The following is a 12,590-nucleotide window of genomic DNA, read 5'->3' as shown; positions in this document are numbered from 1 at the left end:
AGCGCGCGCCGCCCGGTCGTCCTCGTCGAGCCGGGCGCGCAGGAACGCCACCAGGTCAGCGGTCATGGGCTCCTCCTCTCGTGCGCGTTGGGGCGAGGCCGCTCCAGCACGGTGATCCGCTCACCGTCCCACACGAGGGTGTCGCCGAGCCGGGCGACGAGGGGGAGCTATTCACCCCGCTGGGCGTTGACACCGGCGGTCCCGCAGGTGGCGATGCAGCGGTTGCCGTGGCGCTCGCACCAGCGGCCGGGCGCGTCGAGGGGCAGCAGGATCAGCGTTTGATTCGGCCTCGTACAGCGAGGGCGGCCAGGGCGAGGAGAGTGGGCTCCAGCAGGCGGGAGGTCATCTCGATGTAGGTGCCGGCGATGGTCAGATCCTGTCCGCTGGAGCGGAACACCACTGAGTTAAGGGTGACGTTCAGGGCCTTGTCGAAGCGCACGCCGGTGAACCGGTTCCCGGTCGGGTTCTGCGGGTCGTCCTTATCTATCTCAAAGGTGACCTTGCCTCCGCCGGGAGGCACGGTGCCGGTCGCCTCCTGCTTCGGGGAGTCCTGGGGAAGCCCGAAGCCCATCAGCAGCACGATGGTGATGAGCATGGCGGCCGCAAGCCAGCCCATGGCTCGGAGCGAGCGCAGACCGTAGCCGGACAGCAACCAGTAGCCGTGCAGCAGTATGCGCTCGGCGCGCGCGGTGCCGGTGCGGTCGTGGCGGCGCATCTCCATCTCGCCGTAGTAGAAATCCGCCGCCCCAGGCTCGTTCTTGCTGTCCTCGAACGACTTGCGCAGCGCCCGATACACCGGCGCCAACTGCGACGGCCCGACGTGCCCGGCACCGAAGACCGCTACGTTCCAGCCTGCGACTGCTGTCGGTTGGTTCGCGCGCCAGTGGTGTTCTTCGGCGAGGGTGCGGCGCTGGGTGAACCGGACGGGGCGCCAGTGCCGCCAGTGCGTGCGTGGCGGGACCTCATCGAAGGAGCAGGTGCCCTCGAGCCGTATCTGGTCCAGGTGCACGGTCCCGGTGAACAGGCACCTCGACAGGTCGACGTCGGCGAGGACCAGATGAGCCGCGTCCACCCGCGCAGCCGTCGCATGTGATGGCCCCGGTCAGCGGGTACCGGGCCGCGCCGGGGTTGCCGCTGATCCTGGACGGGTCGGAGATGATCTGATGGACGTCGTAGAACAGCTCGTCACTCACGAGCGGATCCCACGCCGCCTTCACCGTGGTGCCCTTGCTCTCGCGCAGCCCGATGTAGCAGACGTGCGTCACCAGGTCGCGGAGGGTCTGCGCCGACAGCGGCTTGCCCCGCCGGCCGACGACCCCGCGCTTCGCCCAGTCCTCCTCGATCTTGGTGAACGGCACCGGGGCGCGGACGCTCTGGAAGAGCTCGACAACCAGCGGCCCCTCAACAGGGTCGGGGAACTGGCGGATAGGGACGCGCTTGCCGCGCCGGATGTCGTACTCGCGGGCGTAGCCGAACGGGCAGATGCCGTGCGGCTTGCCGTCGCGGGCGTTGGCGTCCATGCCCCTCAGGGTGCGCTTTGATCTTCGCGGACTCGTATTCCGAGTCGACGGCATCCTCGAGCAGCGACCTGCGGTCGCGCGGGTCGGCCGGATTGTACACGCGGCCGTGGGTCGTGACGTAGACCCGGACTGCGTTCTCCTCGCACAGTTCGATCAGGGTGACCCACTCACCGACACGGCGGGAGCCGCGGCTGCTCTCCCACAGCCACAGGAGATCAGCACCGAACTGGCCGTTCTTCAGGTCATCGGTCAGCCGGTCGAAGTCGTCGCGGTTCGTGCGCGCGTACCGGGATGCCGAGCCCTGGTCTTGGTAGGGCCGGCCAAGGGCGACGCCTTCGCGTTCAGCGGCGCGGGTGTTGTCGTCACGCTGCTCCGGGATACTCCGTTCGCCTTTCGCCGAGACCCGCAAGTACTCGCGACCGGTCATCCCTGCCAAGCTGTGCACCGTGTCGCCCTCCCCAGAATCAGACCTCGAGTATGCACCTACTGTGCAAGGTAGAAGGCCCCCTGTTCCGGGGCGGCCGGCCTGCCTTCCGGCTCTCTCCGCCCTCGCGGCTCTCCTCTTCCTGCTGATCACCTGGCAGGTCTCCGTCCACGGCCCGCTCCTACGGCTGGACGAGCGGCTGAGCGGGACCCTGACCCACCCCGGCCGGCTCTCCGAGTTCCTCTCCGCCCTGGGCGACGTCTCCATCGCCCTGCCCGTACTCGCGGGCGTCCTGATCGGCATCGCCTGGCACGACCGGTTGGAAGGCACGGACCGGTGGTGGCTGCCGCCCGCGGCGGCGGCCGGCACGATGGCAGCCCTCCCGGCGCTCGTCGTCCCGCTCAAGGCGCTGATCGCCCGGCCGGCCCCACCGATCATGGGCCCGGCCACGGGCCTCTACCCCTCGGGGCACACGGCCACGGCGGCGATCGCCTACGGCTCGGCCACCCTGCTGCTGTGGCCCCGGCTGCGTACACCGCAGGCCCGCCGCGGACTCCTCGGCGTCTGCCTCTGCCTGAATCTCGGCGTGGCCTTCGGCCTGGTGCGCCGTGGCTACCACTGGCCTCTGGACGTGCTGGCCAGTTGGTGCCTGTGCACAGTGCTGCTCTCCTTGCTGTGGGGCGTGCTCAGCCGAAGTAGCCGTCGAACGTCCGCTGGAACTCCCGGCTCCCGAAGCGGTCCCAGTTGACCGACCACGTCATCAGACCGCGCAGGGCGGGCCAGGTGCCGTGGGTCGGGTACGAGCCGCAGCTGGTCTTCTTGGTCAGGCAGTCCAGCGCCTGGGTGACCTCCGACGGGGCGACGTAGCCGTTGCCCGCGTTCGTGGACGCCGGCATGCCGATCGCCACCTGGTCGGGCCGCAGCGGCGGGAAGACCTTGCTCGTGTCGCCCGCCACCGGGAAGCCGGTGAGCAGCATGTCGGTCATCGCAATGTGGAAGTCGGCCCCGCCCATGGAGTGGTACTGGTTGTCGAGGCCCATGATCGGGCCCGAGTTGTAGTCCTGGACGTGGAGCAGGGTGAGGTCGTCCCGCAGGGCGTTGATGACCGGGAGGTAGGCCCCGCACCTCGGGTCCTGGCCGCCCCATTTGCCCGTGCCGTAGTACTGGTAGCCCATCTGCACGAAGAAGGTCTCCGGGGCCATCGAGAGGACGAACTTCGATCCATACCTGGCCTTCAGACTCTTCAGGGCGGAGATGAGGTTGACGATCACCGGTGTCGTCGGGTTCCTGAAGTCGGTGTCGTTGGCGTCCAGGGACAGCGAGTGGCCCTCGAAGTCGATGTCCACGCCGTCGAGGCCGTAGGTATCGATGATCTTCGAGACCGAGGAGACGAAGGCGTCCCGGGCCGCCGTGGTCGTCAGCTGCACCTGGCCGTTCTGCCCGCCGATCGAGATCAGCACCTTCTTGCCGGCCGCCTGCTTGGCCTTGACGGCCGCCTTGAAGTCGGCGTCGCTCTCCACGTTCGGGCACTCGGTGACCGGGCAGCGGGTGAACCGGACGTCGCCCGAGGTGGCCGAGGTCGGCTCCCCGAAGGCGAGGTCGATGACGTCCCAGCTGTCGGGAACGTCCGCGAGGCGGGTGTACCCGGATCCGTTGGCGAAGCTCGCGTGGAGGTAGCCGATCAAGGCGTGCGCCGGGAGGTCCGTGGAGCCCCCCGATCCGGCGGAGGTCGTCGCGCTCACCGCGGCCGACTTCGCGGACTCGCCCGCGTCGTTCACGGCCGCCACCTGGAAGCTGTAGGCGGTGGAGGGCGACAGTCCGGTGACCGTGGCCGAGGTGCCGCTCACCGTCTGGACTTTGGCGCCGTCGCGGTAGACGGCATAGCCCGTCGCGCCGGTCACCGCCGACCAGGACAGGGCCACGCTGGAGGACGTGATGGTGCCAGCCCTCAGACCGGTCGGTGCGGCGGGCGGCTGCCCGGCAGCGGCGCCCGGTCCGACCAGCGAGATGTCGTCGGCGTAGTAGGCGCCGGTGCCGTACCAGCCGTGTGTGTAGATCGTGACCTTGGTCGTGGAGGCGCCGGTGCGGAAGGTCGTCGTCAGTTGCTGCCAGTCGGCCGCCGACGGGGTCCAGGTGGAGACGTCGGTGGTGCCCGTGCCGCTCGCACCGAGGTAGACGTAAGAGCCCCGGACGTAGCCGCTGAGCGTGTACTGGGAGTCCGGCTGGACCGTCACCGTCTGGGTGCACTGGGCGTTGTCGCTGCCGGCTGGGGTCGCCTGCAGCGCCGAACCGCCGCCGTGCACCGGGGAGCCGACCGTGGTGCCGGCGGTGCAGGTCCAGCCGTCGAGGCCGGCCTCGAAACCGCCGTTGCGCGCGAGATCCGCGTCGGCGGCGCCGGCATCGGTCGCGAGCGCGGTCAGGCCGGGTACGGCCAGGGCGACGGCCGTACCAACGGCGAGCAGGCGGTGGCGGACGAAAGGTCTGGTGCGATCCACAAGTGCCTCCGGGCATGGGGGAATTGGAGGGTGGAGCGCGCCCAACTTGGTCCAGACCAATTCGGCTGTCAAGGGGCTTGGCATGTACCCGCTCCCGCTCCGGGGCCCCTGGGGTCCGCGTGGAGGTGATCCGGCCTCAGCTGTCGAAGCCGAGGCCCAGCCTGTCCATCGTCTTCAGCCAGAGGTTGCGCCGTCCGCCCTGCGCGTCGGCGCGGGCCAGCGACCACTTGGTGAGCGCGATGCCCGTCCAGGCGAACGGCTCGGGCGGGAACGGCAGCGGCTTCTTCCGGACCATCTCCAGCTCGGTGCGCTCCGTGCGCTCCCCCGCCAGCAGGTCCAGCATCACGTCCGCGCCGAAGCGGGTGGCGCCGACGCCCAGGCCCGTGAAGCCGGCCGCGTAGGCCACCCTCCCCTGGTGCGCCGTCCCGAAGAACGCCGAGAACCGCGAGCAGGTGTCGATCGCGCCGCCCCACGCATGAGTGAAGCGGACGCCCTCCAACTGCGGGAAGCAGGTGAAGAAGTGCTCCGCGAGCTTGGCGTACGTCTCCGGGCGGTCGTCGTACTCGGCCCGCACCCGCTTGCCGTAGGGGTAGACCGCGTCGTAGCCGCCCCACAGGATGCGGTTGTCGGCCGAGAGCCGGAAGTAGTGGAACTGGTTCGCCGAGTCCCCGAGTCCCTGACGGTTCTTCCAGCCGATCGACGCGAGCCGCTCGTCGCTGAGCGGCTCGGTCATCAGGGCGTAGTCGTAGACCGGGACGGTGTAGGACCGCACACGCCGCACCAGGTTCGGAAAGATGTTCGTGCCGAGCGCCACCTTGCGGGCGCGCACCCGGCCGTACGGGGTCCGGACGGCCATACCGGCGCCGTACGGCTTCAGGGTGAGCGCGGGCGTGTGCTCGTAGACCCGGACGCCGAGCGCGAGGCAGGCCCGCTTGAGGCCCCAGGCGAGCTTGGCCGGGTGCACCAGGGCCACGCCCCGGCGGTCGTGCAGACCGGCGAGGAAGGTCGGTGAGTCGACTTGTTCCCTTACCGCTTCCGCGTCCAGGAACTCCGTGCCCCCGGCAAGGCCACGACGTTCCATCTCCTCGTACCAGTCTCGCAGTTCCCACGCCTGGTACGTCTCGGTCGCCACGTCGATCTCGCCGGTGCGCTCGAACTCGCAGTCCAGGGAGTGCCGGGCGACCGCTTTCTCGATCTCGTCGAGATTGCGGGCGCCCAGCTCCTGGAGTCGGTGGATCTCGTCGGGCCAGCGGGTGAGACCGTTGGCCAGGCCGTGGGTGAGGGAGGCGGCGCAGAAGCCGCCGTTGCGGCCCGAGGCGGCCCAGCCCACCTCGCGGCCTTCCAGCAGTACCACGTCCCGCCGCGGGTCGCGCTCCTTGGCGATGAGCGCGGTCCACAGTCCGCTGTAGCCGCCGCCCACGACCAGCAGATCGCAGGTCTCGGTGCCGGTCAGGGCGGGCTCGGGGTGGGGCTTGCCGGGGTCGTCCAGCCAGTAGGGAACCGGCTGGGCTTCGGAAAGAGACTTGGTCCAACGGGTCATGGCGCTTGGGGCCATGATGTCAACTCCCTACGCGTGCATTACGCCTTCCGGCGATTCCGGCGATTGCCGATGACCATGGAGGACAGGACGAACAGCACGGCGATGATGAACATGGTCGTGCCGATCACATTGATCTGGACGGGCGTTCCGCGCTGCGCCGAGCCCCACACGAACATGGGGAAGGTGACGGTCGAGCCCGCGTTGAAATTGGTGATGATGAAATCGTCGAAGGAGAGCGCGAAGGCCAGCAGCGCGCCCGCGGCGATTCCGGGTGCCGCGATCGGCAGGGTGACCCGCAGGAAGGTCTGGAACGGGCCCGCGTACAGGTCCTGTGCGGCCTGCTCCAGCCTCGGGTCCATCGACATGACACGCGCCTTGACGGCCGTCACGACGAAGCTGAGACAGAACATGATGTGCGCGATCAGGATCGTCCAGAAGCCGAGCTGCGCACCCAGGTTGAGGAACAGGGTGAGGAGCGAGGCCGCCATGACGACCTCGGGCATCGCCATGGGCAGGAAGATCAGCGAGTTCACGCTGCCGCGGGCGCGGAACCGGTAGCGGACCAGCGCGAAGGCGATCATCGTGCCGAGGATCGTGGCGCCGATCGTCGCCCAGACCGCGATCTGGAGGCTGACCGACAGCGAGCCGCACATGTCGGCGACGCCGCAGGGGTCCTTCCAGGCGTCCAGCGAGAACTGCTGCCATTCGTAATTGAAGCGCCCCTTCGGTTTGTTGAAGGAGAACACCGTGACGATGACGTTCGGCAGCAGGAGATATCCGAGTGTCAGCAGTCCCGCGAGGATGACGAGATTGCGCTTGAGCCAGTTGACGAAGGCCATTTAAACCAGATCCTCCGTGCCGGACCTGCGGATGTAGACCGTGACCATGACGAGGATCGCGGCCATCAGGATGAACGAGAGCGCCGCGGCCGTCGGATAGTCGAGGATCCGCAGGAACTGTGTCTGGATGACGTTGCCGACCATGCGGGTGTCGGTGGAACCGAGCAGGTCGGCGTTGACGAAGTCGCCGGCCGCCGGGATGAAGGTCAGCAGCGTGCCGGAGACCACGCCCGGCATCGAAAGCGGGAAGGTGACCTTCCGGAACGTCGTGAACGGCTTGGCGTACAGATCCCCCGCGGCCTCGTGGAGGCGTCCGTCGATGCGCTCCAGCGAGGTGTACAGCGGCAGGATCATGAACGGCAGGAAGTTGTACGTCAGACCGCAGACCACCGCAAGTGGCGTCGCCAGGACCCGGTCGCCCTGGGTCCAGCCGAGCCAATTGGTGACGTCGAGCACGTGCAGCGTGCCGAGCGCGCCGACCACCGGCCCGTTGTCGGCCAGGATGGTCTTCCAGGCGAGCGTGCGGATCAGGAAGCTGGTGAAGAACGGCGCGATCACCAGGATCATGATCAGGTTCCGCCAGCGGCCCGCGCGGAACGCGATGAGGTACGCGAGCGGGTAGCCGAGCACGAGACACAGCAGGGTCGCGGCGGCGGCATAGAGGACCGAGCGCAGGAACTGCGGCCAGTACGTGGACAGCGCGTCCCAGTAGGTCGCGAAGTGCCAGGTGACCTTGTAGCCCTGCTCCAGGGAGCCCGTCTGCACGGATGTCGAGGCCTGGTAGATCATCGGCAGTGCGAAGAAGACCAGCAGCCACAGGATGCCGGGCAGCAGCAGCCAGTACGGAGTCAAGCGGCCTCGCTTGCGCGGGGGCTTCGCCTCCAGGGCGGTGGGCGCGAGAGGTGGCGGCGCCTCGGTGACAGCGGCCATCAGGCGGCCTCCTCCTCGACGGACTCCACACCGGCGTCGATGTCCTGCGCCGCGTCCAGCCCGAAGGTGTGCGCCGGGTTCCAGTGCAGGACGACCTCGGCGCCGGGCACCAGACGGGGATCGCGGTCGATGTTCTGGACGTACACCTCGAACTCGGGGCAGACGGGGCTGTCGATCACGTACTGCGTGGAGACGCCGATGAAGCTGGAATCGGCGATCTTGCCGGTGATGCGGTTGCGGCCGTCGGGGACTTCGCCCGCGTCGTCGGCGTGGGTCAGGGATATCTTCTCCGGGCGCACGCCGACCAGCACCTTGCCGCCCGCCGTCGCCGGCGCGGAACAGCGCGCCTCGGGAAGGGTGAGCTTGCCGCCGCCGGCCTTGAGGACGATCTCCGCGCCGTTCCGGGAGTCGACCTCGGCCTCGATCAGGTTCGACGTGCCCAGGAAGTTGGCGACGAACGTGGTCTGCGGGTTCTCGTACAGGTCGCTGGGCGAGCCGAGTTGCTCCACGCTGCCCGCGTTCATCACGGCGACGGTGTCGGCCATCGTCATGGCCTCCTCCTGGTCGTGCGTGACGTGGATGAAGGTGATGCCCACCTCGGTCTGGATGCGCTTGAGCTCGAGTTGCATCTGACGGCGCAGCTTGAGGTCGAGGGCGCCGAGCGGCTCGTCGAGGAGCAGCACCTTGGGGTGGTTGATGAGCGCGCGGGCCACCGCGACGCGCTGCTGCTGGCCGCCGGAGAGCTGGTGCGGCTTCTTGCGTGCCTGCTCGCCCAGCTGCACCAGCTCCAGCATGTCCTCGACCTGCTTCTTCACCGACTTGATGCCGCGCCGGCGCAGGCCGAAGGCGACGTTCTCGAAGATGTCGAGATGCGGGAAGAGGGCGTAGGACTGGAAGACGGTGTTCACCGGCCGCTTGTACGGCGGCAGATGCGTGACCTCCTGGTCGCCGAGGCGGACCGTACCGGAGGAAGGTTCCTCCAGACCGGCGATCATGCGCAGGGTGGTGGTCTTGCCGCACCCGGAGGCGCCGAGCAGGGCGAAGAAGGAGCCCTGCGGCACGGTCAGGTCCAGCGGGTGGACGGCCGTGAAGGAGCCGTACGTCTTGCTGATCCCGGAGAGGCGGACGTCGCCGCTGTTGTCTGTCGTCATCGTGGTTACGCCCCTGTCAGCTTCGCGAACTTCTCTTCGTAGGCCGTCTCTTCCTTCTGCGTCAGCGAGCGGAAGGGGTGCGACTTCGCGGCCATGGCCTTGTCGGGAAGGATCAGCGGATTGTGCGCCGCGTTCTCGTCGATCTTCTCGAGATAGGGCTTCACCCCGTCGACCGGGCTCACGTAGTTGACGTAGCCGGCGAGGGCAGCGGCCTGGTCGGGCTGGTAGTAGAAGTCGATCAGCCGCTCGGCGTTCGCCTTGTGACGGGCCCTGTTCGGGACCAGCATGTTGTCGGTCGACGTCATGTAGCCGCTCGCCGGGATGATGTAGTCGATGTCCGGGCTGTCCGCCTGGAGCTGGACGATGTCACCGCCCCAGGCCACACAGGCGGCCAGGTCGCCCTTGGTGAGGTCGGACGTGTAGTCGTTGCCGGTGAACCGGCGTATCTGGCCCTTGTCGATGGCCTTCTGCAGACGGGCGATCACCGCGTCGAAGTCGTCGTCGGTGAACTTCGCCGGGTCCTTGCCCATGTCGAGCAGAGTCATGCCGATGCTGTCGCGCATCTCCGACAGGAAGCCGACCCGACCCCGGAGTTTGGGGTTGTCGAGCAGATCGGAGATCGACTTGACCTCGACACCGTCGAGCGCCTTCTTGTTGAAGGCGATGACGGTCGAGATGCCCTGCCATGGATAGGAGTAGGCGCGGCCCGGGTCCCAGTCGGGTGTACGGAACTGGCTCGACAGGTTGGCGAAGGCGTGCGGAAGGTTCTCCGCGTCCAGTTTCTGCACCCATCCCAGGCGGATCAGCCGGGCGGCCAGCCAGTCGGTGAGGACGATGAGATCGCGGCCGGTGTCCTGGCCCGCGGCGAGCTGCGGCTTGATCTTGCCGAAGAACTCGTTGTTGTCGTTGATGTCCTCGGTGTACTTGACCTGGATGCCGGTCTGCTTGGCGAAGGTCTCGAGCGTCGGGTGGTGCTTGCCGCTGTCGTCGACGTCGATGTACTCCGGCCAGTTGGAGAAGTTGACGACCTTCTCCTTCGCTGAGTGGTCCTCGGTCGTGGTGCCGCCCTGTGTCTTGCCGGCCGCGGGGATACCGCAGCCGCTCAGCGCCCCGAGGCCGCCCAGTGCGAGCGCGCCGCCCGCGGAGGCGCGCAGCAGCGAACGGCGGGTCAGGGAGGCCCTGCCATTGCGGAAGCTGCGCCGCATAGCGGCCAGTTGGACCGGGGTCAGGCGGTCGGGCTCGTACTGCTCCATGCGCGTGGTGCCCTTTCGGGAGGGTGAACGGCCGCGGGTCGGGCGGCCTGTGTGCTAGCGGTCCCCGAAGATCGTGCGGTGCCAGTCCTTCTCGGCCACCGCGGTGTTGTCGAACATGACGTGCTTGATCTGGGTGTACTCCTCGAAGGAGTACATGGACATGTCCTTTCCGAAGCCCGATGCGCGGTAGCCCCCGTGGGGCATCTCGCTGATGATCGGGATGTGGTCGTTGACCCACACGCACCCGGCCTTGATCTCGCGGGTGGCGCGGTTCGCCCGGTACACGTCCCGGCTCCAGGCGGACGCGGCGAGGCCGTATGGGGTGTCGTTCGCGAGCCGGATGCCGTCGTCGTCGCTGTCGAAGGGCAGGACGACGAGGACGGGCCCGAAGATCTCGGACTGGACGATCTCGCTGTCCTGCGCTGCGTCCGCGACAAGGGTGGGCCGGTAGTAGGCGCCGTCCTTGAGGTCCCCGTCGGGGGCCTCGCCGCCGGTGACCACGCGCGCGTAGGCACGCGCCCGGTCGACGAAACCGGCGACGCGGTCGCGCTGAACGTGCGAGATCAGGGGGCCGAGATCGGTGCCCGGGGTGAACGGGTCGCCGAGCCGGACGGTCTCCATGAGGGCGGCGGTCCGCCGCACGAACTCCTCATAGAGGGGACGTTGCACGTACGCGCGCGTGGCGGCCGTGCAGTCCTGGCCGGTGTTGATGAGCGATCCCGCGACCGCCCCCTGGACGGCGGCCTCGAGGTCCGCGTCGTCGAAGACGAGGAAGGGCGCCTTGCCGCCGAGTTCCAGATGGAGCCGTTTGACGGTGGCGGTGGCGATCTCGGCGACGCGCTTGCCGACGGCGGTGGAGCCGGTGAAGGAGGTCATGGCCACATCGGGATGACCGACGAGGCGCTCGCCCACCTCCTTTCCGGTGCCCGTGACGATGTTGATCACACCGTCCGGGATCCCGGCCGCGGTGGCGGCCTCGGCGAACAGCAGTGAGGTCAGCGGGGTGAGCTCGGCGGGCTTCAGCACGATGGTGTTGCCCGCGGCGATCGCCGGGAGGATCTTCCAGGCGGCCATCTGGAGCGGGTAGTTCCAGGGCGCGATGGAGCCGATGACGCCGATGGGCTCGCGGCGTACATAGGAGGTGTGGTCGCCGGAGTACTCACCTGCCGACTGCCCCTGGAGGTGCCGGGCGGCGCCGGCGAAGAAGGCGGTGTTGTCGATCGTGCCGGGCACGTCGAACTCCCGCGTCAGCTTCAGGGGCTTGCCGCACTGGAGGGACTCGAAGCGGGCGAACTCCTCCGCGCGGTCGGCGAGCACGGCGGCGAAGCGGTGCAGCGCGTCGGAACGCTCGCCCGGCGTGGCGGCCGACCAGCCGGGAAAGGCGGCGCGGGCGGCGGCGACGGCGCGGTCGACGTCCTGCGGGCCGGCCGTCTCGTATCGGTAGACCTCGGCGCCCGTCGACGGGTCGACGACCGCGTGCCGGTTGCCCGACGTGCCCTTGGCCGCACTGCCCGCGATGTACTGCGCGCCGTCCGCGAAGCGTTCCTGTACGGCCGCCTGTGTCCGGGTGCGGATGTCGCCGTCGCCGGCGTTGCCCGGGTTGTACATGTCGCTCTCCTCCGCCGCCGGCCCGCGTCCCACGGGGTCTGGCGTAGCTTCGGCTCGATTTGAGTGCCGATCCTGACAGAGCAAGTGCAGGCCAACAAGTGATTCCGTTGTTGCCTTTTGGTTACGCGACGGAATCTGTCGACCAGGGTGTCGACTCCGCCCGATAAGGGGAGGACGGAGTGTCAGTGGTGGCTGCCAGACTCACGTGCATGGGGAGGATCAATACTTTGGAGGCCCTGGTCAGCGAGGTCCGGACCGGGGCGAGGGTCAAATACCTGCACTTCTGGGGTCATCGCCCGCGCCCGGACGGACAGCTCGGGGCCGGCTGCCTGAGCCAGTGGTGGCCGTCCCCGTTCACCGTGGACGGCGTGCGGTACGCGACGGCGGAGCACTGGATGATGGCGTCGAAGGCGCGGCTGTTCGGCGACGCGGAGGCCGAGCGGATGGCCGTCGAGGCACGGAACCCGGCGCTCGCCAAGAAGGCGGGGCGGCTGGTGCGCGGCTTCGACGGGACGACATGGGAGCGCGAGCGGTTCGGGATCGTGGTCGAGGGCAGCGTCCACAAATTCGCCGCGGACGCCGGTCTACGGGCCTTTCTGCTGGGCACGGGCAACCGGGTGCTCGTCGAGGCGAGTCCGGTGGACCGGATCTGGGGCATCGGACTCGCGGCGGACGACGAACGGGCGGCGGACCCGGAGCGCTGGCGGGGACTCAATCTGCTGGGTTTCGCGCTGATGGAGGCCCGGGAGCGGCTCGGCGCGTCCTGACGGCGCCGGGCCGCCGGCTCTACAGGCCGGAGGGTCCCGGACGCCCCGGCCGGGGCGCCGCCC

13 protein-coding genes are annotated in these 12,590 nt (G+C 68.8%); 3 read left to right on the top strand and 10 right to left on the bottom strand.

What is annotated here, in order from left to right:
- Window positions 1–282, top strand: a 282-nt coding sequence (locus ACWDA7_RS44100; RefSeq protein ID WP_450612672.1) for a hypothetical protein, incomplete at its 5' end; no start/stop codon positions are given.
- On the opposite strand, the gene ACWDA7_RS44095 is transcribed toward ACWDA7_RS44100, so the two are convergent.
- Genes ACWDA7_RS44095 through ACWDA7_RS44085 form a run of 3 tightly spaced genes read right to left on the bottom strand, consistent with a single transcriptional unit; the run spans window position 272 to window position 1,947 of the window.
- A complete protein-coding gene (locus ACWDA7_RS44095) occupies window positions 272–1,072 on the bottom strand; it encodes a hypothetical protein (protein WP_450612670.1) in 801 nt (266 codons plus the stop codon). The two genes, ACWDA7_RS44100 and ACWDA7_RS44095, sit on opposite strands and share 11 nt — an antisense overlap.
- Entirely contained in the window at window positions 963–1,520 is a 558-nt protein-coding gene (locus ACWDA7_RS44090; RefSeq protein ID WP_450612668.1) for a recombinase family protein, read from the bottom strand. Before ACWDA7_RS44090 ends, ACWDA7_RS44095 begins: the two co-directional genes overlap by 110 nt.
- On the bottom strand, window positions 1,402–1,947 hold the full coding sequence (locus ACWDA7_RS44085; protein ID WP_450612667.1) for a recombinase family protein: 546 nt from the start codon (window positions 1,945–1,947) through the stop codon (window positions 1,402–1,404). The genes ACWDA7_RS44090 and ACWDA7_RS44085 overlap by 119 nt, the downstream gene beginning before the upstream one ends.
- A 61-nt stretch (window positions 1,948–2,008) precedes the next feature.
- Between ACWDA7_RS44085 and ACWDA7_RS44080 the strand changes: the two genes are divergently transcribed.
- Complete coding sequence (locus tag ACWDA7_RS44080; RefSeq protein ID WP_450612665.1) at window positions 2,009–2,692, top strand: phosphatase PAP2 family protein; 684 nt, start codon at window positions 2,009–2,011, stop codon at window positions 2,690–2,692.
- On the opposite strand, the gene ACWDA7_RS44075 is transcribed toward ACWDA7_RS44080, so the two are convergent.
- From ACWDA7_RS44075 to ACWDA7_RS44045, 7 genes are all read right to left on the bottom strand, one after another.
- A complete protein-coding gene (locus ACWDA7_RS44075) occupies window positions 2,631–4,439 on the bottom strand; it encodes a chitinase (protein ID WP_450612663.1) in 1,809 nt (602 codons plus the stop codon). The two genes, ACWDA7_RS44080 and ACWDA7_RS44075, sit on opposite strands and share 62 nt — an antisense overlap.
- 136 nt (window positions 4,440–4,575) lie before the next feature.
- Window positions 4,576–5,994 carry an NAD(P)/FAD-dependent oxidoreductase gene (locus ACWDA7_RS44070; protein WP_450612661.1) on the bottom strand — a complete coding sequence of 473 codons (1,419 nt, stop codon included), beginning with the start codon at window positions 5,992–5,994 and terminating at the stop codon, window positions 4,576–4,578.
- A gap of 23 nt (window positions 5,995–6,017) precedes the next feature.
- Entirely contained in the window at window positions 6,018–6,818 is an 801-nt protein-coding gene (locus ACWDA7_RS44065) for an ABC transporter permease (protein WP_359402737.1), read from the bottom strand.
- Window positions 6,819–7,748 (bottom strand): ABC transporter permease, encoded by a 930-nt coding sequence (locus ACWDA7_RS44060; RefSeq protein ID WP_450612658.1) that lies wholly within the window; start codon window positions 7,746–7,748, stop codon window positions 6,819–6,821. It abuts the gene before it with no gap.
- Window positions 7,748–8,899, bottom strand: a complete 1,152-nt coding sequence (locus ACWDA7_RS44055) for an ABC transporter ATP-binding protein (RefSeq protein WP_360998542.1) — start codon at window positions 8,897–8,899, stop codon at window positions 7,748–7,750. The genes ACWDA7_RS44060 and ACWDA7_RS44055 overlap by 1 nt, the downstream gene beginning before the upstream one ends.
- 5 nt (window positions 8,900–8,904) lie before the next feature.
- Entirely contained in the window at window positions 8,905–10,152 is a 1,248-nt protein-coding gene (locus tag ACWDA7_RS44050; RefSeq protein ID WP_450612656.1) for a polyamine ABC transporter substrate-binding protein, read from the bottom strand.
- Between the two features lie 54 nt (window positions 10,153–10,206).
- A complete protein-coding gene (locus tag ACWDA7_RS44045; RefSeq protein WP_450612673.1) occupies window positions 10,207–11,760 on the bottom strand; it encodes a gamma-aminobutyraldehyde dehydrogenase in 1,554 nt (517 codons plus the stop codon).
- 209 nt (window positions 11,761–11,969) lie between these two features.
- On the opposite strand from ACWDA7_RS44045, the gene ACWDA7_RS44040 reads away from it, so the two are divergent.
- Complete coding sequence (locus tag ACWDA7_RS44040) at window positions 11,970–12,527, top strand: NADAR family protein (RefSeq protein WP_450612654.1); 558 nt, start codon at window positions 11,970–11,972, stop codon at window positions 12,525–12,527.
- Window positions 12,528–12,590: the final 63 nt, after the last annotated feature.

It is taken from the genome of Streptomyces sp. NPDC001156 (assembly GCF_053598275.1).
The sequence above is the reverse complement of the archived record's forward strand: the minus strand, read 5'-3'. Positions and strand labels throughout refer to the sequence as shown.